At 42.1% G+C, this 19437-nt stretch carries 18 protein-coding genes and 1 pseudogene; 8 read left to right on the top strand and 11 right to left on the bottom strand.

Annotated elements, in window-relative coordinates:
- Positions 1-38: 38 nt before the first annotated feature.
- Both QM867_RS06055 and QM867_RS06050 read left to right on the top strand, forming a co-directional pair.
- Positions 39-1547 carry a YfcC family protein gene (locus QM867_RS06055; RefSeq protein ID WP_414315357.1) on the top strand — a complete coding sequence of 503 codons (1509 nt, stop codon included), beginning with the start codon at positions 39-41 and terminating at the stop codon, positions 1545-1547.
- Positions 1548-1565: 18 nt separating this feature from the next.
- Complete coding sequence (locus tag QM867_RS06050; protein ID WP_414315356.1) at positions 1566-2894, top strand: dipeptidase; 1329 nt, start codon at positions 1566-1568, stop codon at positions 2892-2894.
- Positions 2895-3850: 956 nt separating this feature from the next.
- Here QM867_RS06050 and QM867_RS06045 read toward each other — a convergent pair.
- On the bottom strand, positions 3851-5395 hold the full coding sequence (locus tag QM867_RS06045) for a peptide chain release factor 3 (RefSeq protein WP_153225074.1): 1545 nt from the start codon (positions 5393-5395) through the stop codon (positions 3851-3853).
- A 213-nt stretch (positions 5396-5608) separates the two neighbouring features.
- On the opposite strand from QM867_RS06045, the gene gatC reads away from it, so the two are divergent.
- The 6 genes from gatC (at position 5609) to nusB (ending at position 10339) form a co-directional block, all read left to right on the top strand.
- Positions 5609-5911 carry an Asp-tRNA(Asn)/Glu-tRNA(Gln) amidotransferase subunit GatC gene (gene gatC, locus QM867_RS06040; RefSeq protein WP_311518865.1) on the top strand — a complete coding sequence of 101 codons (303 nt, stop codon included), beginning with the start codon at positions 5609-5611 and terminating at the stop codon, positions 5909-5911.
- Positions 5911-7377: an Asp-tRNA(Asn)/Glu-tRNA(Gln) amidotransferase subunit GatA gene (gene gatA, locus QM867_RS06035; protein ID WP_153225075.1), complete on the top strand. Its 1467-nt coding sequence runs from the start codon at positions 5911-5913 to the stop codon at positions 7375-7377. The genes gatC and gatA overlap by 1 nt, the downstream gene beginning before the upstream one ends.
- Entirely contained in the window at positions 7377-8819 is a 1443-nt protein-coding gene (gene gatB, locus QM867_RS06030) for an Asp-tRNA(Asn)/Glu-tRNA(Gln) amidotransferase subunit GatB (RefSeq protein WP_153225076.1), read from the top strand. Before gatA ends, gatB begins: the two co-directional genes overlap by 1 nt.
- A gap of 126 nt (positions 8820-8945) precedes the next feature.
- On the top strand, positions 8946-9506 hold the full coding sequence (efp, locus tag QM867_RS06025; protein WP_000568646.1) for an elongation factor P: 561 nt from the start codon (positions 8946-8948) through the stop codon (positions 9504-9506).
- 28 nt (positions 9507-9534) lie between these two features.
- On the top strand, positions 9535-9924 hold the full coding sequence (locus QM867_RS06020) for an Asp23/Gls24 family envelope stress response protein (protein ID WP_000510582.1): 390 nt from the start codon (positions 9535-9537) through the stop codon (positions 9922-9924).
- A complete protein-coding gene (gene nusB / locus QM867_RS06015) occupies positions 9917-10339 on the top strand; it encodes a transcription antitermination factor NusB (RefSeq protein WP_000203647.1) in 423 nt (140 codons plus the stop codon). Before QM867_RS06020 ends, nusB begins: the two co-directional genes overlap by 8 nt.
- Positions 10340-10393: 54 nt before the next feature.
- On the opposite strand, the pseudogene QM867_RS06010 reads toward nusB, so the two are convergent.
- From QM867_RS06010 to fabK, 10 genes and pseudogenes are all read right to left on the bottom strand, one after another.
- Positions 10394-11109, bottom strand: a pseudogene (locus tag QM867_RS06010) (lysostaphin resistance A-like protein).
- Between the two features lie 384 nt (positions 11110-11493).
- The gene (locus QM867_RS06005; RefSeq protein WP_414315355.1) at positions 11494-12261 is read right to left on the bottom strand and encodes an acetyl-CoA carboxylase carboxyl transferase subunit alpha; all 768 of its coding nucleotides are present in this window, start codon (positions 12259-12261) and stop codon (positions 11494-11496) included.
- Entirely contained in the window at positions 12261-13124 is an 864-nt protein-coding gene (gene accD / locus QM867_RS06000) for an acetyl-CoA carboxylase, carboxyltransferase subunit beta (protein WP_414315354.1), read from the bottom strand. Before accD ends, QM867_RS06005 begins: the two co-directional genes overlap by 1 nt.
- A 34-nt stretch (positions 13125-13158) precedes the next feature.
- Positions 13159-14526 (bottom strand): acetyl-CoA carboxylase biotin carboxylase subunit, encoded by a 1368-nt coding sequence (accC, locus tag QM867_RS05995; protein WP_414315353.1) that lies wholly within the window; start codon positions 14524-14526, stop codon positions 13159-13161.
- A gap of 11 nt (positions 14527-14537) precedes the next feature.
- Complete coding sequence (gene fabZ, locus QM867_RS05990; protein WP_000565515.1) at positions 14538-14960, bottom strand: 3-hydroxyacyl-ACP dehydratase FabZ; 423 nt, start codon at positions 14958-14960, stop codon at positions 14538-14540.
- Positions 14957-15397 (bottom strand): acetyl-CoA carboxylase biotin carboxyl carrier protein, encoded by a 441-nt coding sequence (gene accB, locus QM867_RS05985; protein WP_414315352.1) that lies wholly within the window; start codon positions 15395-15397, stop codon positions 14957-14959. Before accB ends, fabZ begins: the two co-directional genes overlap by 4 nt.
- Positions 15398-15399: 2 nt before the next feature.
- Entirely contained in the window at positions 15400-16635 is a 1236-nt protein-coding gene (gene fabF, locus QM867_RS05980) for a beta-ketoacyl-ACP synthase II (RefSeq protein ID WP_414315351.1), read from the bottom strand.
- A 22-nt stretch (positions 16636-16657) separates the two neighbouring features.
- Positions 16658-17392: a 3-oxoacyl-[acyl-carrier-protein] reductase gene (gene fabG, locus QM867_RS05975; protein ID WP_414315350.1), complete on the bottom strand. Its 735-nt coding sequence runs from the start codon at positions 17390-17392 to the stop codon at positions 16658-16660.
- 43 nt (positions 17393-17435) lie between these two features.
- Positions 17436-18356, bottom strand: a complete 921-nt coding sequence (gene fabD / locus QM867_RS05970) for an ACP S-malonyltransferase (protein WP_414315349.1) — start codon at positions 18354-18356, stop codon at positions 17436-17438.
- Entirely contained in the window at positions 18349-19323 is a 975-nt protein-coding gene (gene fabK / locus QM867_RS05965) for an enoyl-[acyl-carrier-protein] reductase FabK (RefSeq protein ID WP_414315348.1), read from the bottom strand. Before fabK ends, fabD begins: the two co-directional genes overlap by 8 nt.
- Between the last annotated feature and the right edge of the window lie 114 nt (positions 19324-19437).

Genomic DNA, 19437 nt, shown 5'->3' with positions numbered 1-19437 from the left:
TTTTTATACTGTGTGACATAGTTTAGGAGGAAAAACAAATGAGTGAAAATAAAAAAAGGTTTCAAATGCCCTCATCATACACTGTTTTGATCATCATCATTGCCATTATGGCATTTTTAACCTGGATCATTCCAGCAGGTAAGTATGATACCAATGAAGCAGGTAACCTCATCGCAGGTACCTATCAAACTGTTGACTCAAATCCTCAAGGGATTTACGATGTCCTCATGGCACCAATTCGTGCCATGCTCGGTCACGAACCAACTAGTGCAGCCATCGATGTTGCCTTCTTTATCCTTATGGTCGGAGGTTTCCTTGGTGTCGTAAACGCTACTGGTACACTCGATGTAGGGATTGCCTCCATCGTTAAAAAATACAAGGGCCGCGAAAAAATGTTGATTCTCATCCTCATGCCCCTCTTCGCACTTGGAGGAACTACCTATGGTATGGGAGAAGAAACCATGGCCTTCTACCCCCTTCTTATTCCTGTAATGATGGCAGTTGGTTTTGACAGTATCACTGCTGTAGCCATCATCTTACTAGGTTCTCAAGTTGGTTGTTTGGCATCTACATTGAATCCATTTGCTACTGTTATCGCTTCTGATACTGCGGGAATCTCTTCTATGGATGGGGTTATTCTCCGTGTTATCTTCTGGTTTGTAATGACAGGTATCAGCACTTACTTTGTTTATCGTTATGCAGAAAAGATTCAAAAAGATCCTACTAAATCGCTCGTTTACGCTCAACGCGAAGAAGATATCAAACACTTTAATGTTTCAGAAAACGATGATGCACCATCTACCTTGAGCAAGAAACAAAAACATGTTCTCGCTTTATTTGTATTAACCTTTATCATTATGATTGCAAGTTTCATCCCTTGGGTTGATTTGCATGTTACTGTATTTGAAGACTTCAAGAATTGGTTAATCGGACTTCCTGTAATTGGAGGAGTTATCGGTTCATCTGCTCTACCATTTGGTAGCTGGTACTTCCCAGAAGGCGCTATGCTCTTTGCCGTTATGGGGATTTTGATCGGGGTTGTCTATGGTCTCAAAGAAAGCAAGATTGTCTCAACCTTCCTAACTGGTGCTGCAGATTTGCTTTCAGTAGCCTTGATTTGTGCGGTTGCTCGTGGTATCCAAGTTATCATGAACGATGGTATGATTACTGCAACCATCCTACACTGGGGTGAAATTGGCCTTCAAGGTCTTTCTCCTCAAGTCTTTATCGTATTGACCTATATCTTCTACCTACCTATGTCCTTCCTCATTCCTTCTTCATCTGGTCTTGCTAGTGCAACCATGGGGATCATGGCTCCTCTTGGAGAGTTCGTCAATGTTAAAGCAAGCCTTATCGTCACTGCCTACCAATCTGCATCTGGTGTTCTTAACCTTGTGACTCCTACTTCAGGTATTGTTATGGGTGCTCTTGCTCTTGGTCGTGTCAGCCTTGGAACTTGGTGGAAATTTGTTGGAAAACTCGTCATCGTCATTGTCGTTGCAAGTATTCTACTTCTTATCTTGGGTACCCTAGTGCCATTCTTATAGTCAAAAGGGGAAATACGGATGAAATCCTATATTACAGAATCAATCAAAGAGGATTTTCTTCAAAGTTTGAAAACAATCATCTCTTATCCTTCTGTTCTCAATGAAGGCGAAAATGGCACTCCCTTTGGTCAAGCCATTCAAGATGTCCTGAAAAAAACTCTGGACTTGTGTCAAGAACTTGGTTTTAAAACCTACCTTGATCCTCAAGGATATTATGGGTATGCAGAAGTTGGTGAGGGGAATCTCCTTGCCATCCTCTGCCACCTAGATGTCGTTCCTGCAGGCGATTTGACAGACTGGGAAACTCCTCCATTTGAAGCTAGTATCAGAGATGGACGGGTTTATGGTCGGGGTTCTCAGGATGATAAAGGACCTTCTCTTGCAGCCCTTTACGCAGTCAAAAGCTTGCTTGACCAAGGAATTCAATTCAAAAAACGGGTTCGTTTCATATTTGGTACTGATGAAGAAACCCTTTGGCGTTGTATGGCAAGATATAATGCCATTGAAGAACAGGCCAGCATGGGATTTGCTCCTGACTCATCATTCCCATTAACCTATGCAGAAAAAGGGCTCCTTCAAGTCAAACTTCATGGACCTGGATCAGAACAACTCGCCTTAGATATAGGTGGAGCCTTTAATATCGTACCTGATAAGGCAACTTATCAAGGATTACTTATGGAACAACTCCAAGAAGGTCTAATAGCTGCTGGTTACGATTACCAACAAAATGATCAGTCCCTTACTGTTATAGGACTATCTAAGCATGCCAAGGATGCCAGCCAGGGGATTAATGCAGTCATTCGACTAGCCACCGTCCTTGATTCCATTCAATCCCATCCTGCACTGACATTTCTTGCCAAAGAAGTTGATCAAGATGGTCAAGGAAAAGGAATTTTTGGTGATATCAGCGACCAGCCTTCTGGACATTTATCCTTTAATGTGGCCGCCTTAACCATTACTCCCGAAAGTTCTGAGATTCGAATTGATATCCGAATCCCAGTCCTTGCAGACAAGGATGCCCTTGTCAATCAGCTGATAGATTGTGCAAAATCTTACCAACTTAGCTACCAAGAATTTGACTACCTAGCACCACTTTACGTTGCAAGAGATAGTATGCTCGTCACTACACTCATGCAGGTTTATGAAGAAAAAACTGGTGACAATAGTCCCGCTCTATCATCTGGCGGCGCAACCTTTGCACGTACCATGCCAAACTGTGTCGCTTTTGGTGCCCTCTTCCCAGGAAGAGAGCAAACAGAACACCAAGCAAATGAATATGCTATCTTAGATGATCTCTATCATGCTATGGATATCTATGCTGAAGCTGTTTACCGATTAGCGACCTAAAAGACCTCCTAAACTCCGCCCCATATTGGGGCGGAGTTTTAGGAAAATTAGGAAAATTTTGAATAGCAAGCTACAAGAAAAGCCAAGAAAAATATCTTCTTGGCTTTTTGTAATAGTTTTAAGGTAAGTTACCAACTCAGGCACTCTTTTTTCATTAGGACACACAGTTTTACAAATCAATTCTATTTGCCAAACGCAGTTAGAAAGGCAGGCAGCTAGACCGCTTCCTTTCTGTTACGACACGAAGAGGCGAAAACGATTATTTTTCGCCGATGAGTTAGTAAAGCAGGTAGCTAGACTGCTTTCTAACTATTACGACGAAAAAGTCCACGAATCGATACCATTCGCGGATTTTTCCTAATGAAGCGTTTAGGTAAACAGCAATAGCAGTTACCGATTATTGGATTACGACACAGAGTTTAGCAAATCGATTCCATTTGCCAAACGTAGTTAGTGAGGCAGTTAGCTATAACACTTCCTAAATGTTACGACACGAAGAGGCGAAAACGATTATTTTTCGCCGATGAGTTAGTAAAGCAGGTAGCTAGACTGCTTTCTAACTATTACGACGAAAAAGTCCACGAATCGAAACTATTCGTGGACTTTGCCTAGTGAAGCGTTTAGGTGAACTGCCATAGCGGTTACCATTTATTAGATTACGACACGGAGTTTGGCAAATCGATTCTATTTGCCAAACGTAGTTAGTAAGGCAGGTAGCTAGACCACTTACTACCCCTTACGACGGGAAAATCCACGAATCAAAACCATTCGCGGATTTTTCCTAATGAAGCGTTTAGGTAAACAGCAATAGCAGTTACCGATTATTAGATTACGACACTGAGTTTTACAAATCGATTCCATTTGTAAAACTCAGTTAGTAAGGCAGTTAGCTAGTTCGCCAAATAGCGACTAGCGTCCAACAATTAGGAACTTTAGTTCCAATTGTTGGTACTGAGTTACATCTTCTCCTCCAACTCTACATCTGGATACTTGTCCGCAAACCAGCGGAGGGCAAAGTCATTCTCAAAGAGGAAGACTGGCTGGTCAAAACGGTCTTTGGCCAAGATATTTCGGCTTGATGACATCCGTTCATCCAAGTCCTCAGGCTTGATCCAACGAACAGTCTTTTTACCCATTGGGCTCATGACTACTTCAGCATTGTACTCGCCTTCCATACGGTGCTTAAAGACTTCAAACTGGAGTTGACCAACAGCTCCTAGCATGTACTCGCCTGTTTGGTAATTCTTATAAAGCTGAATAGCTCCCTCTTGCACCAATTGCTCAATCCCCTTGTGGAAAGATTTTTGTTTCATGACGTTCTTAGCAGAAACTTTCATGAAAATCTCAGGAGTAAAGGTTGGCAGTGGTTCAAATTCAAATTTGTTTTTCCCAACTGTCAAAGTATCTCCCACCTGATAAGTACCAGTATCGTAAACTCCGATAATATCACCTGCCACGGCATTGGTCACATTTTCACGACTTTCCGCCATAAACTGAGTAACATTTGACAGCTTAGCTCCCTTACCAGTACGAGGGAGATTAACACTCATACCACGCTCGAATTCACCCGATACGATTCGAACAAAGGCAATACGGTCACGGTGACGAGGGTCCATGTTGGCTTGGATTTTAAAGACAAATCCTGAGAAATCCTTGTCATAAGGATCCACAATTTCGCCATCTGTTTTCTTGTGTCCATGTGGTTCTGGAGCAAACTTAAGGAAGGTCTCAAGGAAGGTCTGCACCCCAAAGTTAGTGAGGGCTGAACCAAAGAATACTGGTGTTAATTCACCCGCAAGGATGGCTTCTTCTGAGAATTCATTTCCAGCTTCTTGCAAGAGCTCGATGTCATCCTTGACTTGCTCGTAGAATGGGTTGCTAGCAAATAGCTTGTCCCCATCTTCCAGACTAGCAAAGCGTTCATCCCCTTTATAGAGCTCTAAACGTTGGTTATAAAGGTCATACAAACCTTCAAAGGCTTTCCCCATCCCGATTGGCCAGTTCATCGGGTAGCTAGCTATGCCCAAGACTTCTTCCAATTCTTGCAAGAGATCTAGTGGTTCACGACCGTCACGGTCCAGCTTGTTCATAAAGGTAAAGACTGGAATGCCACGGTGTTTAACAACCTCAAACAATTTCTTGGTTTGGGCCTCGATACCCTTGGCAGAGTCCACTACCATGACCGCAGCATCCACCGCCATCAAGGTACGATAGGTATCCTCTGAGAAGTCCTCGTGCCCTGGAGTATCTAGAATGTTGACGCGCTTGCCATCATAGTCAAACTGCATGACAGATGAGGTTACCGAAATCCCACGTTGTTTCTCGATATCCATCCAGTCAGACTTGGCAAAAGTCCCTGTTTTCTTTCCTTTTACAGTACCAGCCTCACGAATCTCGCCCCCAAAGTAGAGCAACTGCTCAGTAATGGTTGTTTTCCCCGCGTCCGGGTGAGAGATGATGGCAAAGGTACGGCGTTTCTTAATTTCTTCTTGAATATTCATAAGTTCTCTTTCTTTGATTCTCTATTTTTAGTTGTTTCAATAACTAAGAATGATTTCTACATTGGATTTTACCATTCCTTTCAACACTCCATTATATCGGATTTTAGCATTTTTTTCAATTTCTATTTCTTTTCACTTATCCCTCCCTTATTTATAGGAAAATATGGTAAAATAGAACAGATAAATAATCATCATTTCACGAAAGGATGCAAGATGAAAATTACGCAAGAAGAGGTAACACACGTTGCCAATCTTTCAAAATTAAAATTCTCAGAAGAAGAAACTGCTGCCTTTGCGACAACCTTGTCTAAGATTGTTGATATGGTCGAATTGCTGGGCGAAGTTGACACTACTGGTGTTGAACCAACGACTACCATGGCAGATCGCAAGACCGTTCTTCGCCCAGACGTAGCCGAAGAAGGAACTGACCGTGATCGCTTATTTAAAAATGTACCTGAAAAAGACAATTACTATATCAAGGTACCAGCTATCCTAGACGATGGAGGAGATGCCTAATGACTTTTAACAATAAAACGATTGAAGAGTTGCACAACCTCCTTGTATCCAAGGAAATTTCTGCAACCGAACTAACGCAAGCAACGCTTGAAGATATCAAGGCGCGTGAAGCGGCTATTAATGCCTTTGTCACTATCGCTGAAGATCAAGCTCTTGCTCAAGCTAAAGCTATTGACGAAACTGGAATTGACGCTGACAATGTCCTTTCAGGAATTCCGCTAGCAGTTAAGGATAACATCTCTACAGATGGCATCCTAACAACTGCAGCTTCAAAAATGCTCTACAACTACGAACCAATCTTTGATGCGACAGCTGTTGCCAATGCAAAATCTAAGGGCATGATCGTTGTTGGGAAAACCAACATGGACGAGTTTGCCATGGGTGGTTCTGGTGAAACATCTTACTACGGTGCAACTAAAAATGCCTGGGACCACAACAAGGTTCCTGGTGGATCATCTAGTGGTTCTGCTGCAGCTGTAGCTTCAGGGCAAGTTCGCTTGTCACTTGGTTCTGATACTGGTGGTTCCATCCGCCAACCTGCTGCCTTCAACGGGATTGTTGGTCTCAAACCAACCTACGGAACAGTTTCTCGTTTCGGTCTCATTGCCTTTGGTAGCTCATTAGACCAGATTGGACCTTTCGCACCAACTGTTAAGGAAAATGCCCTCTTGCTCAACGCTATTGCCAGCGAAGATGCCAAAGACTCTACTTCTGCTCCTGTCCGTATTGCCGACTTTACTTCAAAAATCGGTCAAGACATCAAGGGCATGAAAATCGCTTTGCCTAAAGAATACCTCGGTGAAGGAATTGATCCAGAGGTTAAAGAAACCATCCTTAATGCTGCTAAACACTTTGAAAAACTGGGTGCTATCGTTGAAGAAGTTAGCCTTCCTCACTCAAAATACGGTGTTGCCGTTTACTACATCATCGCTTCATCAGAAGCTTCATCAAACTTGCAACGTTTTGACGGTATTCGTTACGGCTACCGCGCAGAGGATGCAAGCAACCTTGATGAAATCTATGTAAACAGCCGTAGTCAAGGTTTCGGTGAAGAAGTGAAACGCCGCATCATGCTAGGTACTTTCAGCCTTTCATCAGGTTACTACGATGCCTACTATAAGAAGGCTGGTCAGGTCCGTACCCTCATCATCCAAGATTTCGAAAAAGTCTTCGCGGATTACGACTTGATTTTAGGTCCAACTGCTCCAAGCGTTGCTTATGACTTGGATTCTCTCAACCATGATCCAGTTGCTATGTACTTGGCTGACCTCTTGACCATCCCAGTCAACTTGGCTGGTCTCCCAGGAATTTCGATTCCTGCTGGATTCTCTCAAGGACTACCTGTCGGTCTACAATTGATTGGTCCTAAATACTCAGAAGAAACCATTTACCAAGCTGCTGCTGCTTTTGAAGCAACAACAGACTACCACAAACAACAACCCGTGATTTTTGGAGGTGACAACTAATGAACTTTGAAACAGTCATCGGACTTGAAGTCCACGTAGAGCTCAACACCAATTCAAAAATCTTCTCACCTACTTCTGCCCACTTTGGAAATGACCAAAATGCCAACACTAACGTGATTGACTGGTCTTTCCCAGGAGTACTGCCAGTTCTCAATAAAGGTGTTGTCGATGCTGGTATTAAAGCGGCTCTTGCCCTTAACATGGACATCCACAAGAAGATGCACTTTGACCGCAAGAACTACTTCTACCCTGATAATCCCAAAGCCTACCAAATTTCTCAGTTTGATGAACCAATCGGCTACAACGGTTGGATTGAAGTGGAGCTAGAAGACGGTACAACTAAGAAAATCGGTATCGAGCGTGCCCACCTAGAAGAAGACGCTGGTAAAAACACCCACGGTACTGATGGCTACTCTTATGTAGACCTCAACCGCCAAGGGGTGCCCTTGATTGAGATTGTATCTGAAGCCGACATGCGTTCGCCAGAAGAAGCCTATGCTTACCTAACTGCCCTCAAGGAAGTTATCCAGTACGCTGGTATTTCTGACGTTAAGATGGAAGAAGGGTCTATGCGTGTGGATGCCAACATCTCCCTTCGTCCTTACGGTCAAGAAAAATTCGGTACCAAGACTGAGTTGAAAAACCTCAACTCCTTCTCAAACGTTCGCAAGGGTCTTGAATACGAAGTCCAACGCCAGGCTGAAATCCTTCGCTCAGGCGGTCAAATTCGCCAAGAAACACGCCGTTACGATGAAGCGAATAAAGCAACCATCCTCATGCGTGTCAAAGAAGGTGCTGCAGACTACCGCTACTTCCCAGAACCAGACCTACCACTCTTTGAAATTTCTGACGAGTGGATTGAAGAAATGCGTACGGAGTTACCAGAGTTTCCAAAAGAGCGCCGTGCACGCTATGTCTCTGACCTCGGCTTGTCAGACTACGATGCTAGCCAGTTGACAGCTAATAAAGTTACTTCTGACTTCTTTGAGAAAGCTGTTGCCCTCGGTGGTGATACTAAACAAGTTTCTAACTGGCTCCAAGGTGAAGTCGCTCAATTCTTGAACGCCGAAGGTAAGACACTGGAACAAATCGAATTGACACCAGAAAACTTGGTTGAAATGATTGCCATTATCGAAGACGGTACTATTTCGTCTAAGATTGCCAAGAAAGTCTTTGTTCACCTAGCTAAAAATGGTGGTGGCGCTCGTGAATACGTGGAAAAAGCTGGTTTAGTTCAAATCTCAGATCCTGATGTTTTGATTCCAATTATTCATCAAGTCTTTGCGGATAATGAAGCCGCTGTTGCCGACTTCAAGTCAGGAAAACGTAACGCCGACAAGGCCTTCACAGGATTCCTCATGAAAGCAACCAAGGGTCAAGCCAACCCACAAGTCGCCCTTAAACTACTTGCCCAAGAATTGGCTAAGTTGAAAGAAGATTAAGCGGAAGGAAAGCAGCCAGAAGGTTAATGTTACCCTTCTGGTATCTTTCAAAACCATTTTGGCTTTATTTTCAGACCATTTTATGGTAGAATGAAGAGTAATAATATTTATTAAAGAGGTAAAAATATGATTGAAGCAAGTAAACTAAAGGCTGGTATGACTTTTGAAACAGCTGAAGGAAAATTGATCCGCGTTTTGGAAGCTAGCCACCACAAACCAGGTAAAGGAAACACTATCATGCGTATGAAATTGCGTGATGTCCGCACTGGTTCAACTTTTGAAACAAGCTACCGCCCAGAAGAAAAATTTGAGCAAGCGATCATCGAAACAGTTCCAGCTCAATACTTGTACAAAATGGACGACACAGCTTACTTCATGAACACAGAAACTTACGACCAATACGAAATTCCTGTTGTAAATGTTGAAAACGAATTGCTTTACATCCTTGAAAACTCAGATGTAAAAATTCAATTCTACGGAACTGAAGTAATCGGTGTAACTGTACCAACTACTGTTGAATTGACAGTTGCTGAAACACAACCATCTATCAAAGGTGCTACTGTTACAGGTTCTGGTAAACCAGCAACAATGGAAACTGGTCTTGTCGTGAACGTTCCAGATTTCATCGAAGCAGGTCAAAAATTGATTATCAACACTGCAGAAGGAACTTACGTTTCTCGCGCCTAATCTCTAGAAACTAGAAAGAGGTCATTCTATGGGAATTGAAGAACAACTTGGCGAAATCGTCATCGCCCCACGTGTACTAGAAAAAATCATTGCTATTGCAACTGCGAAAGTTGAAGGCGTACACTCTTTTTCAAACAAATCAGTATCTGACACCCTTTCAAAACTTTCTCTTGGTCGTGGCGTATATCTAAAAGAAGCAAACGATGAGCTCACAGCTGATATCTACCTCTACCTAGAGTACGGTGTCAAAGTTCCTAAGGTTGCTATGGCTATCCAGAAAGCTGTTAAGGATGCTGTCCGTAACATGGCTGATGTTGAAATCTCTGCTGTCAACATTCACGTTTCAGGTATCGTTCCAGATAAAACACCAAAACCAGAATTGAAAGACTTATTCGACGAGGACTTCCTCAATGACTAGTCCATTATTAGAATCTAGACGTGAACTACGTAAGTGTGCTTTCCAAGCCTTGATGAGTCTTGAATATGGTTCAGATCTAGAAACTGCTTGTCGCTTTGCCTACACACATGATCGCGAAGATACAGACGTACAACTTCCTAACTTCCTTGTAGAGCTCGTTTCTGGTGTCCAAGCTAAGAAGGATGATCTGGACAAACAAATCACTCAACATTTGAAAACTGGTTGGACCATCGATCGTCTGACTTTGGTAGAAAAGAATTTACTACGCCTAGGAGTTTTTGAAATCACTTCATTTGATACTCCTCAGCTCGTGGCTGTTAACGAAGCTATTGAACTTGCTAAGAGCTTTTCAGATCAAAAGTCAGCCCGTTTCATCAATGGACTCCTCAGTCAATTTGTGACAGAAGAAGATTAAATAATATAGAAAAAGTGTTTGACTCCGATCAAACACTTTTTTCTTTGCCTTCCACTATCTAAAAAAGTGGTAATAGACATAATTATAAACAAATATCCAGATGGGCTTGGCATAAATGAGAAAGTTGAAAAAACTATGGCAAAGGATTGTGAGCTTTAGATTCTTTGTCCAACGGTAGATCAGGGCATAGAAGAGACCGCCTAAACTATAAAACATCAAACTGATAGGATCACGATGCGATAATACCAAGTGACTGAGCCCAAAGATAAGAGCTGATAAGATAACATCCAGATAATACTTGGAATTTGAAAAGAAGGTATTCCTCTCAGAACTATCTCCTCCAATATAGGTGCGACGACTACTATTAAACTAAAACTGAGAACAGTTGATAGAAAAGTTGGTTGCCCATTGGAGTATAAAGTCGAAAGAAGGTCTTGAAAGATATACTTGTTATCAATTAAGTGATGAAACTGTAATTGAAAAGCATCCACTAATTGACGATAAAAATAAGTAGCCACTAGACCAGCTACAAGGAAAAAGAATCTTGACTTCTTTGAACCCTTTTTTTCGAAAATATAGAGCATCTTTTTCTTTTTCAACCAGCAAACAAACATAACTAAAAGAGTTACTTCCCCAACTGCTGAAATGCTATAATAGCCATCTATCCCCCATTCTAAAAACTTAGTTAGATGCATAATCCCTAACTCTGGTAGATAAACCGATAGAAATACCAGTAAGATATAGACTCCCAAATGCCAAAGTTTTTTCATACTCATTCCTTAAAAAAATTAAAATTACCTTGATGGAGGGAAAAATTAACAACTCCCTATTCAGTTTATCAGTTATATACTGACCTAGCACAGCATAAAATCTATAAAAACTTATACTCTTCGAAAATCAAATTCAAACCACGTCAGCTTCACCTTGCCGTACTCAAGTACAGCCTTCGGCTAGCTTCCTAGTTTGCTCTTTGATTTTCATTGAGTATTAATCTATTCTCTGTAGCACTTATAGATTATCATTCCTTATTATAAAATATACATCTTTTTTAAACGCCCCTCAGTTCCATTTCCTCAACTATCAATTATTAATCCTGAAATGAATTTTTGAGAGAAACCAAAAAGCTAGAACCGTTTTTAGTTCTAGCTTTCTTTTTAATACTTTCTAAAGCGTTGATAACGTTCTTCAATGAGTTGATCTAGCGGAAGTTTACCAAGTTCATCAAGTTCTGCTTGGAGTTGTTCCTTCACTTGCTTGATTAAATCTTTGCTTGAAAGACCAACTTCAGAAATGACCTTATCTACAACTTGCATATCCAACAACTCATACGAGGTGATTTTCATCAACTCAGCTGCTTCCATGGCACGAGTTCCATCTTTCCATAAGATAGAAGCAAATCCTTCAGGACTCAGTACGGCATAGATGGAATTTTCAAGCATCCAAACACGGTCTGCTACAGCAAGGGCAAGGGCACCACCAGATCCACCTTCACCGATAATAATCGCAATGATGGGAACTTTTAAATCACTCATTTCAAAGAGGTTACGGGCAATAGCTTCACCTTGACCCCGTTCTTCTGCTCCTACACCAGGATAGGCTCCCGCAGTGTTGATAAAAGTTACAACTGGCCGGCCAAATTTTTCAGCTTGCTTCATCAAACGAAGGGCTTTGCGATAACCTTCTGGATGGGGTTGACCAAAGTTGCGGTTAAGATTATCTTGTAAACTTTTACCTTTTTGGATTCCAACTACAGTTACTGCTTGGTCTCCCAACCATCCGACACCACCAACCACAGCACCATCATCTCTGAAAGAGCGATCTCCATGTAGCTCTACAAAGTCATCAAAAATTCCTGTTGCAAAGTCCAAGGCAGTTAAGCGGGTTTGTTCACGTGCTTCTCTGACGATTTTCGCTATATTCATCAACAATCCCCCTTATGCAACCTTACTAATCGAGCAATCATATCTGGCAATTCTCGCCGTTTTACAATTGCATCTACAAAGCCATGCTCTAGAAGAAACTCTGCCTTCTGGAAATCCTCTGGTAAGTCTTCCCTTACCGTATTTTCAATCACACGGCGTCCAGCAAAACCAACCAGACTTTGGGGTTCTGCCAAGATGATATCCCCTTCCATAGCAAAGGAAGCTGTAACACCTCCAGTTGTTGGATCCGTAAGGATTGTCAGATAAAAGAGACCTGCATTGGAATGGCGTTTAACAGCTGCAGAGATTTTAGCCATCTGCATCAAGCTCATGATTCCTTCTTGCATACGGGCACCACCAGAAGCCGTAAACAAGACGACTGGCAATTTCTCATCTGTGGCAAATTCGAATAAGCGAGTAATTTTTTCACCAACAACTGTCCCCATTGACGCCATAATAAAGTTAGAATCCATGATGCCAAGGGCAACCTTCTCTCCCTTAATCAAAGCTGTTCCTGTTACAACAGCCTCATCAAGACCTGTCTTTTCACGCATCAAAGTCAACTTTTTACGATAGCCTGGAAAATTCAAAGGATCCTGAGTCTCAATCCCTTTAAACATTTCCAAAAACGTACCCATATCAATGGTTAAAGCTAAACGCTCTTGAGCCGATATACGGAAGGTATAACCACAGTGAGGACATATCCGCTCACTCCCCAAGTCCTTTTGGTAAATCGTATATTTGCAACCTGGACATTGGGAGAAGAGTTCATCGGGAACCTCTGGCTTGATCTGAGGTTGATTTACAGTCGAACGATTGGGATTGATTCGAATATATTTATCTTTTTTACTAAATAGAGCCATACATCCCCCTTTTCGGTCTCATAGTCTTTTTACATTATTCTTTTTCTTGATAGTGTGGTAAGAAAGTTTCCATCAAGAAGGAAGTATCGTAGTCTCCTGCTATCACACGACGATCTGAAATCAAATCGAGTTGAAAATCAGCATTGGTGACAACCCCTTCAATTTCGAGTTCATAAAGAGCTCGTTGCATTTTCATAAGTGCATCAAAACGATTTTCCCCATGAACGATAATCTTAGCAATCATACTATCATAGTAGGGTGGAATAGTGTAACCTGGATAAACTGCAGAATCTACGCGCAAGCCAACACCACCACTTGGGAGATAAAGATTGGTAATCTTACCAGGACTTGGTGCAAAATTAAAGGCTGGGTTTTCTGCGTTGATACGGCACTCAATAGCATGTCCTTTTAGAACAATGTCTTCTTGTTTCAGAGTCAAAGGTTGACCTGCCGCAATACGGATTTGTTCCTTGACAATATCCACACCAGAAACAAATTCGGTTACTGGATGTTCTACTTGGACACGCGTATTCATCTCCATAAAATAGAATTTACCACTTGCTTCATCTAGTAGGAACTCAATAGTACCAGCATTTTCATAACCAACAGACTCCGCTGCACGGACTGCTGCAGCACCAATTTCATTACGAAGTGTTTTCCCAATAGCAATGGAAGGACTTTCTTCTAAAACTTTTTGGTTATTCCGTTGAAGCGAACAGTCACGCTCACCTAGGTGAATAACATGACCCATCTGGTCAGCAAGAATCTGCACTTCAATATGGCGAGCAGGATAAATCACGTGCTCTAGGTACATAGCCCCGTTACCAAAGTTTGCTTTAGCTTCACTAGAGGCTGTTTCAAAGGCTAATACAAGATCTTCTGCCTTTTCAACCTTACGAATCCCTTTACCACCACCTCCAGCTGAAGCCTTGAGCATGACTGGATAACCAATCTTTTCGGCAACAGCCAGAGCCTCTTCTGCAGTATGAACTTCACCATCTGATCCTGGAATGACAGGCACGTTGGCCTTAATCATTTGAGCACGGGCATTAATTTTATCACCCATAACATCCATGACACGAGCTGACGGGCCGATAAATTTAATACCGACTTCTTCACACATGGTTGCAAATTTGGAATTTTCACTTAAAAAACCAAATCCAGGGTGAATGGCTTCAGCTTCAGTCAATACCGCAGCTGATAGGATAGCATTGATGTTCAGATAAGATTCTGTAGCCTTCCCAGGGCCGATACAGATAGCCTCATCAGCCAAAAGCGTGTGGAGAGCTTCCTTGTCAGCAGTCGAATAGACAGCGACTGTTGCAATTCCTAATTCTCGTGCCGCACGAATAATACGAACAGCGATTTCACCACGATTGGCAATTAAAATCTTACGAAACATGGAAAACCTCCCTAGTTTCCAATAGCAAAGGTCAGAGTACCGCTTGCTGCAAGCTTACCATCTACTTCTGCCTTCGCTTCTACTACGGCAATTGTGCCACGACGTTTGACAAACGTTGCTGTCATGACAAGCTGATCACCAGGAACAACTTGCTTTTTAAATTTAACTTTGTCCATACCAGCGTAGAAGACCAGCTTCCCTTTGTTCTCAGGCTTTGATAATTCCAAAACACCTGCTGTCTGAGCCAAGGCTTCCATAATGAGGACTCCAGGCATAACTGGGTATTGAGGAAAATGACCATTGAAGAAAGGTTCGTTAATCGTCACATTTTTAATGGCAACAATGGTATCTTCGCTAACTTCTAAGACACGATCCACTAAGAGCATGGGATAACGGTGTGGCAAAGCTTCTTTAATTCCTTGAATATCAATCATTTGATACGTACCAAGCCTTTCCCAAACTCAACCATTTCTTCATTTTCAACTAGAATTTCTGTTACAACACCATCTTTAGGTGCTGGAATTTCATTCATGATCTTCATGGCTTCGATGATGACCAAGGTTTGGCCTTTTTTAACAGTATCACCGACTGAAACAAAATTAGATTTGTCTGGTCCGGCAGCCAAGTAAGCAACTCCGACAAGTGGACTTTCTACAAGGTCCCCCTCAGCTACAGATTCACTAGCACTTGATTCTGAAACTACTTCTACAACTGGTGTAGTTTGAGCTTGAGGTGCTTGACTTGCTTCTGCAACAAGTTTTGCTTCATTTTTGCTGAAGAGCAACTCATCCGTTCCATTTTTATAAGAAAATTCTCTCAAGCTCGACTGGTCAAACTGCGCCATCAAGTCTTTGATTTCATTTAAATTCATCTTTACTTATTCTCCCAACGTTTGAAAACAAGGACTGCATTATGCCCACCAAATCCAAAGGTATTTGAGATAGCATATGGAATTCCACACTTCAATCCCTGTCCATAGATAACGTTTGCTTCAATATAGTCTGATAATTCTGTTGTTCCGGCTGTCATTGGAACATAGCTATGACGAATAGCTTCAATAGTAGCAATGGCTTCAACAGCCCCTGCTGCTCCCAGCAAATGACCTGTGAAGGATTTGGTTGAAGAAACTGGAACATCCTTACCTAGAACAGATACAATGGCACCACTTTCTCCTTTTTCATTGGCAGGAGTCGAGGTTCCATGAGCATTGACATAGGCTACTTGGTCTGGAGAAATCTCAGCTTCTTCCAAGGCTAATTTGATGGCCTTAATAGCTCCTTGACCTTCTGGATGTGGTGAAGTCATATGGTAGGCATCACAAGTATTTCCGTAACCAACAACTTCAGCTAGGATAGTTGCTCCCCGTTTTTCAGCATGCTCTAAACTTTCAAGAACCAACATACCTGATCCTTCACCCATGACAAATCCATTACGGTCTTTGTCAAATGGAATAGAGGCACGACTTGGATCCTCTGTTGTTGAAAGAGCTGTCAAGGCTTGGAAACCTGCAATGGCAAATGGAGTGATAGAAGCCTCAGAACCACCAACTAGCATAACATCTTGGTAACCAAACTTGATGGAACGAAAGGCATCCCCAATTGCATCATTTGAAGAAGCACAAGCAGTATTGATAGATTTACAAACACCGTTTGCTCCAAAACGCATAGCAACATTTCCTGATGCCATATTTGGTAAAGCTTTTGGAAGTGTCAATGGTTTTACACGTTTTGGTCCCTTATCATGAAGTCGAAGCACTTGATCTTCGATTTCCTTGATTCCACCGATACCTGAAGCAACGATGACACCAAAGCGGTCTCTATCAAGAGTCTCTACATCAAGATTAGCATTGTTCACTGCTTCTTGTGCTGCATATAGTGCATATAAAGAATAAGCATCAAAACGGTTGGTATCTTTTTTTACAAAATATTTGTCAAAAGGAAAATCCTGGATTTCTGCCGCATTATGCACCGCAAATTCACTATGATCAAACTTGGTGATTTCAGCAATTCCGATTTTTCCAGTTGTCAAACTATTCCAAAATTCTTCTGGTGTATTTCCGATTGGAGATGTCACTCCATAACCTGTCACTACTACTCGATTCAGTTTCATTCTTCTACCTCTATTTTAACTCTTATTGCATAGTTAGTCCACCATCAATTGCAATGACTTGTCCTGTTAGATAATCTTGACTAGCCAGAAAGGCTGTCACATCAGCAACCTGCTCAGCTTGGCCAAATTGTTTCATCGGAATTTGTGCCAACATGGCATCCTTTACTTTATCTGTCAAGACTGCGGTCATATCCGATTCAATCATCCCTGGCGCAATAGCATTGACACGTACATTGCGATTGGCAACCTCACGTGCTACTGATTTAGTAAATCCAATCAAACCAGCTTTGGATGCGGCGTAGTTGGCTTGACCGATATTTCCCATCAAACCAACAACACTAGACATATTAATGATAGCACCTTCTCTGGCTTTCATCATCGGTTTCAAGACTGATTGTGTCATGTTAAAGGCACCAGTCAGATTCACTTTAAGCACTTTTTCAAAATCCGCTTCTGTCATCTTGAGCATAAGGGTATCTTGGGTAATTCCTGCATTGTTAACCAACACATCTACTGAACCCAGCTCTGCAATAGCTTGATCAACCATACGTTTAGCGTCTGCAAAATCTGATATATCTCCTGAAATGGGAACCACCTTGACACCATAGTTTGAAAACTCAGCGAGCAATTCTTCTGAAATTGCACCACGACTGTTTAAAACAATATTGGCTCCTGCTTGAGCAAACTTGTGGGCGATGGCAAGACCAATTCCACGACTCGAACCTGTAATAAAGATATTTTTATTTTCTAGTTGCATTCTTTTCTCCTGTTTCCTCTTGTATTTATGGGAGAAGGGATTACTAGTTTCCTAGAAGAGCTTCCAAGCTAGCCTGATCTTCAACATTGGCTAGTTTAGCCGTTTTATCAATTTTTTTGACAAAACCTGACAAGACTTTCCCCGGTCCAATCTCGATAAAGTTGGTTACGCCTGCTTCTTGCATAACCTCAATACTTTCATAGAAACGAACTGGTTCCTTGACCTGACGCGTCAAGAGTTGAGCAATGTCTTCTTTTTGCATGACCCTTGCTTCTGTATTGCCGACTAGGGGACAAGTAAAATCTGAAAAGTTTACCTGAGCTAGAGTTTCAGCTAGTTTCTGGCTAGCAGGTTCAAGGAGAGCGGTATGAAAAGGACCTGAAACCTTGAGAGGAATCAAGCGTTTAGCACCTGCTTCTTGTAAGAGTTCAACAGCTCGATCAACTGCAACCACTTCTCCACCAATGACAATTTGTGCAGGTGTGTTATAGTTGGCTGGGGTAACTACTCCAAGTTCAGAAGCTTTTTGACAGGCCTCTTCAATGACCTCTACTGGTGTATTGAGAACTGCTACCATTTTACCAGACCCTGCAGGTGCTGCTTCTTCCATATAAGCCCCACGTTTAGCAACTAGAGCCACTGCATCTTCGAAATCCAAGGCACCACTAGCTACAAGGGCAGAATATTCTCCAAGAGACAGGCCTGCCACTATATCTGGTTGGAAACCTTTCTCCTTTAGTAGTCGGTAAATGGCAACGGATGTAGCCAAAATAGCTGGTTGTGTGTAACGAGTCTGATTTAGTTTCGTTTCATCATTGTCAATCAAATCCCGAAGGTCATACCCTAAGACTTGGCTAGCTTGGTCGATCGTTTCCTTGACGATAGCATATTGGTCATAGAGTTCATGCCCCATTCCTAGGTACTGGGCTCCTTGACCTGCAAATAGAAAGGCTGTTTTAGTCATTTCTTGTAACTCCTGCCCAACGAGCAGCTTCTGCTTGAATCTTTTCAGCTGCACCGTAGTAAATATCTTTTAAGATTTCTTCAACAGTTTCTTCTTTCGAAACCAGACCTGCAATCTGACCAGCCATCACTGAACCGCCATCTACATCACCATGGACAACAGCCTTAGCTAAGGCTCCAGCGCCCATTTGTTCAAAGATTTCTAAATCTGGATTTCCTTGTTTGAAGGCATCTTTTTCAGCTTGCTCGAAATCACGAGTCAATTTGTTTTTAATGGCACGAACTGCGTGTCCAAAATGTTGTGCTGAGATAGTTGTGTCAATATCACGAGCTTTTAAAATCTTAGCCTTGTAATTTGGATGGGCATTTGATTCCTTAGCTACCACAAAGCGAGTTCCTACTTGCACAGCTTCTGCACCAAGCATAAATCCAGCTGCAGCTCCCTCACCGTCTGCAATACCTCCAGCAGCAATAACAGGAATTGAAACAGCAGCTACAACTTGACGAACCAAGGTCATAGTTGTTAACTTGCCAATGTGTCCCCCAGCTTCCATACCTTCAGCAATGACGGCATCCGCACCAATTTTTTCCATGCGTTTTGCCAAAGCCACACTTGGGACAACTGGAATAACAGTAATCCCTGCCTCATGGAATCGTTCCATGTATTTACTTGGATTCCCTGCGCCAGTTGTAACAACCTTAACCCCTTCTTCAATCACAAGATCAACGATATCTTCAACAAATGGAGACAAAAGCATAATGTTGACACCAAATGGCTTATCTGTTAATGATTTAATCTTATCGATATTGGCCTTAACCACTTCCTTGGGAGCATTCCCTCCACCGATGATACCCAGACCACCTGCCTTTGAAACAGCACCCGCTAGGTCACCATCAGCGACCCAGGCCATTCCTCCCTGAAAGATAGGATATTTAATATTCAATAATTCTGTAATACGTGTTTTCATAGTGCCTCCATGAGTCTTGCTTAGGTAATAGTTCGACCATATTATACTTTGACTGTCAAACTATTACCTGAACAAGAGGGAGCGGGTTTCCCTACTCCTACTCCTTCTCCATTT

Source organism: Streptococcus infantis (genome assembly GCF_047463635.1).
Classification (GTDB): domain Bacteria; phylum Bacillota; class Bacilli; order Lactobacillales; family Streptococcaceae; genus Streptococcus; species Streptococcus infantis_W.
This window is presented reverse-complemented; position numbering and strand designations above follow the sequence as displayed.

Excerpts from the sequence above, each read along its gene's own strand:
- QM867_RS06055 (WP_414315357.1), top strand. The coding sequence starts at position 39 with ATGAGTGAAAATAAAAAAAGGTTTCAAATGCCCTCATCATACACTGTT.
- QM867_RS06050 (WP_414315356.1), top strand. The coding sequence starts at position 1,566 with ATGAAATCCTATATTACAGAATCAATCAAAGAGGATTTTCTTCAAAGT.
- QM867_RS06045 (WP_153225074.1), bottom strand. The coding sequence starts at position 5,395 with ATGAATATTCAAGAAGAAATTAAGAAACGCCGTACCTTTGCCATCATC.
- gatC (WP_311518865.1), top strand. The coding sequence starts at position 5,609 with ATGAAAATTACGCAAGAAGAGGTAACACACGTTGCCAATCTTTCAAAA.
- gatA (WP_153225075.1), top strand. The coding sequence starts at position 5,911 with ATGACTTTTAACAATAAAACGATTGAAGAGTTGCACAACCTCCTTGTA.
- gatB (WP_153225076.1), top strand. The coding sequence starts at position 7,377 with ATGAACTTTGAAACAGTCATCGGACTTGAAGTCCACGTAGAGCTCAAC.
- efp (WP_000568646.1), top strand. The coding sequence starts at position 8,946 with ATGATTGAAGCAAGTAAACTAAAGGCTGGTATGACTTTTGAAACAGCT.
- QM867_RS06020 (WP_000510582.1), top strand. The coding sequence starts at position 9,535 with ATGGGAATTGAAGAACAACTTGGCGAAATCGTCATCGCCCCACGTGTA.
- nusB (WP_000203647.1), top strand. The coding sequence starts at position 9,917 with ATGACTAGTCCATTATTAGAATCTAGACGTGAACTACGTAAGTGTGCT.
- QM867_RS06005 (WP_414315355.1), bottom strand. The coding sequence starts at position 12,261 with ATGAATATAGCGAAAATCGTCAGAGAAGCACGTGAACAAACCCGCTTA.
- accD (WP_414315354.1), bottom strand. The coding sequence starts at position 13,124 with ATGGCTCTATTTAGTAAAAAAGATAAATATATTCGAATCAATCCCAAT.
- accC (WP_414315353.1), bottom strand. The coding sequence starts at position 14,526 with ATGTTTCGTAAGATTTTAATTGCCAATCGTGGTGAAATCGCTGTTCGT.
- fabZ (WP_000565515.1), bottom strand. The coding sequence starts at position 14,960 with ATGATTGATATTCAAGGAATTAAAGAAGCTTTGCCACACCGTTATCCC.
- accB (WP_414315352.1), bottom strand. The coding sequence starts at position 15,397 with ATGAATTTAAATGAAATCAAAGACTTGATGGCGCAGTTTGACCAGTCG.
- fabF (WP_414315351.1), bottom strand. The coding sequence starts at position 16,635 with ATGAAACTGAATCGAGTAGTAGTGACAGGTTATGGAGTGACATCTCCA.
- fabG (WP_414315350.1), bottom strand. The coding sequence starts at position 17,392 with ATGCAACTAGAAAATAAAAATATCTTTATTACAGGTTCGAGTCGTGGA.
- fabD (WP_414315349.1), bottom strand. The coding sequence starts at position 18,356 with ATGACTAAAACAGCCTTTCTATTTGCAGGTCAAGGAGCCCAGTACCTA.
- fabK (WP_414315348.1), bottom strand. The coding sequence starts at position 19,323 with ATGAAAACACGTATTACAGAATTATTGAATATTAAATATCCTATCTTT.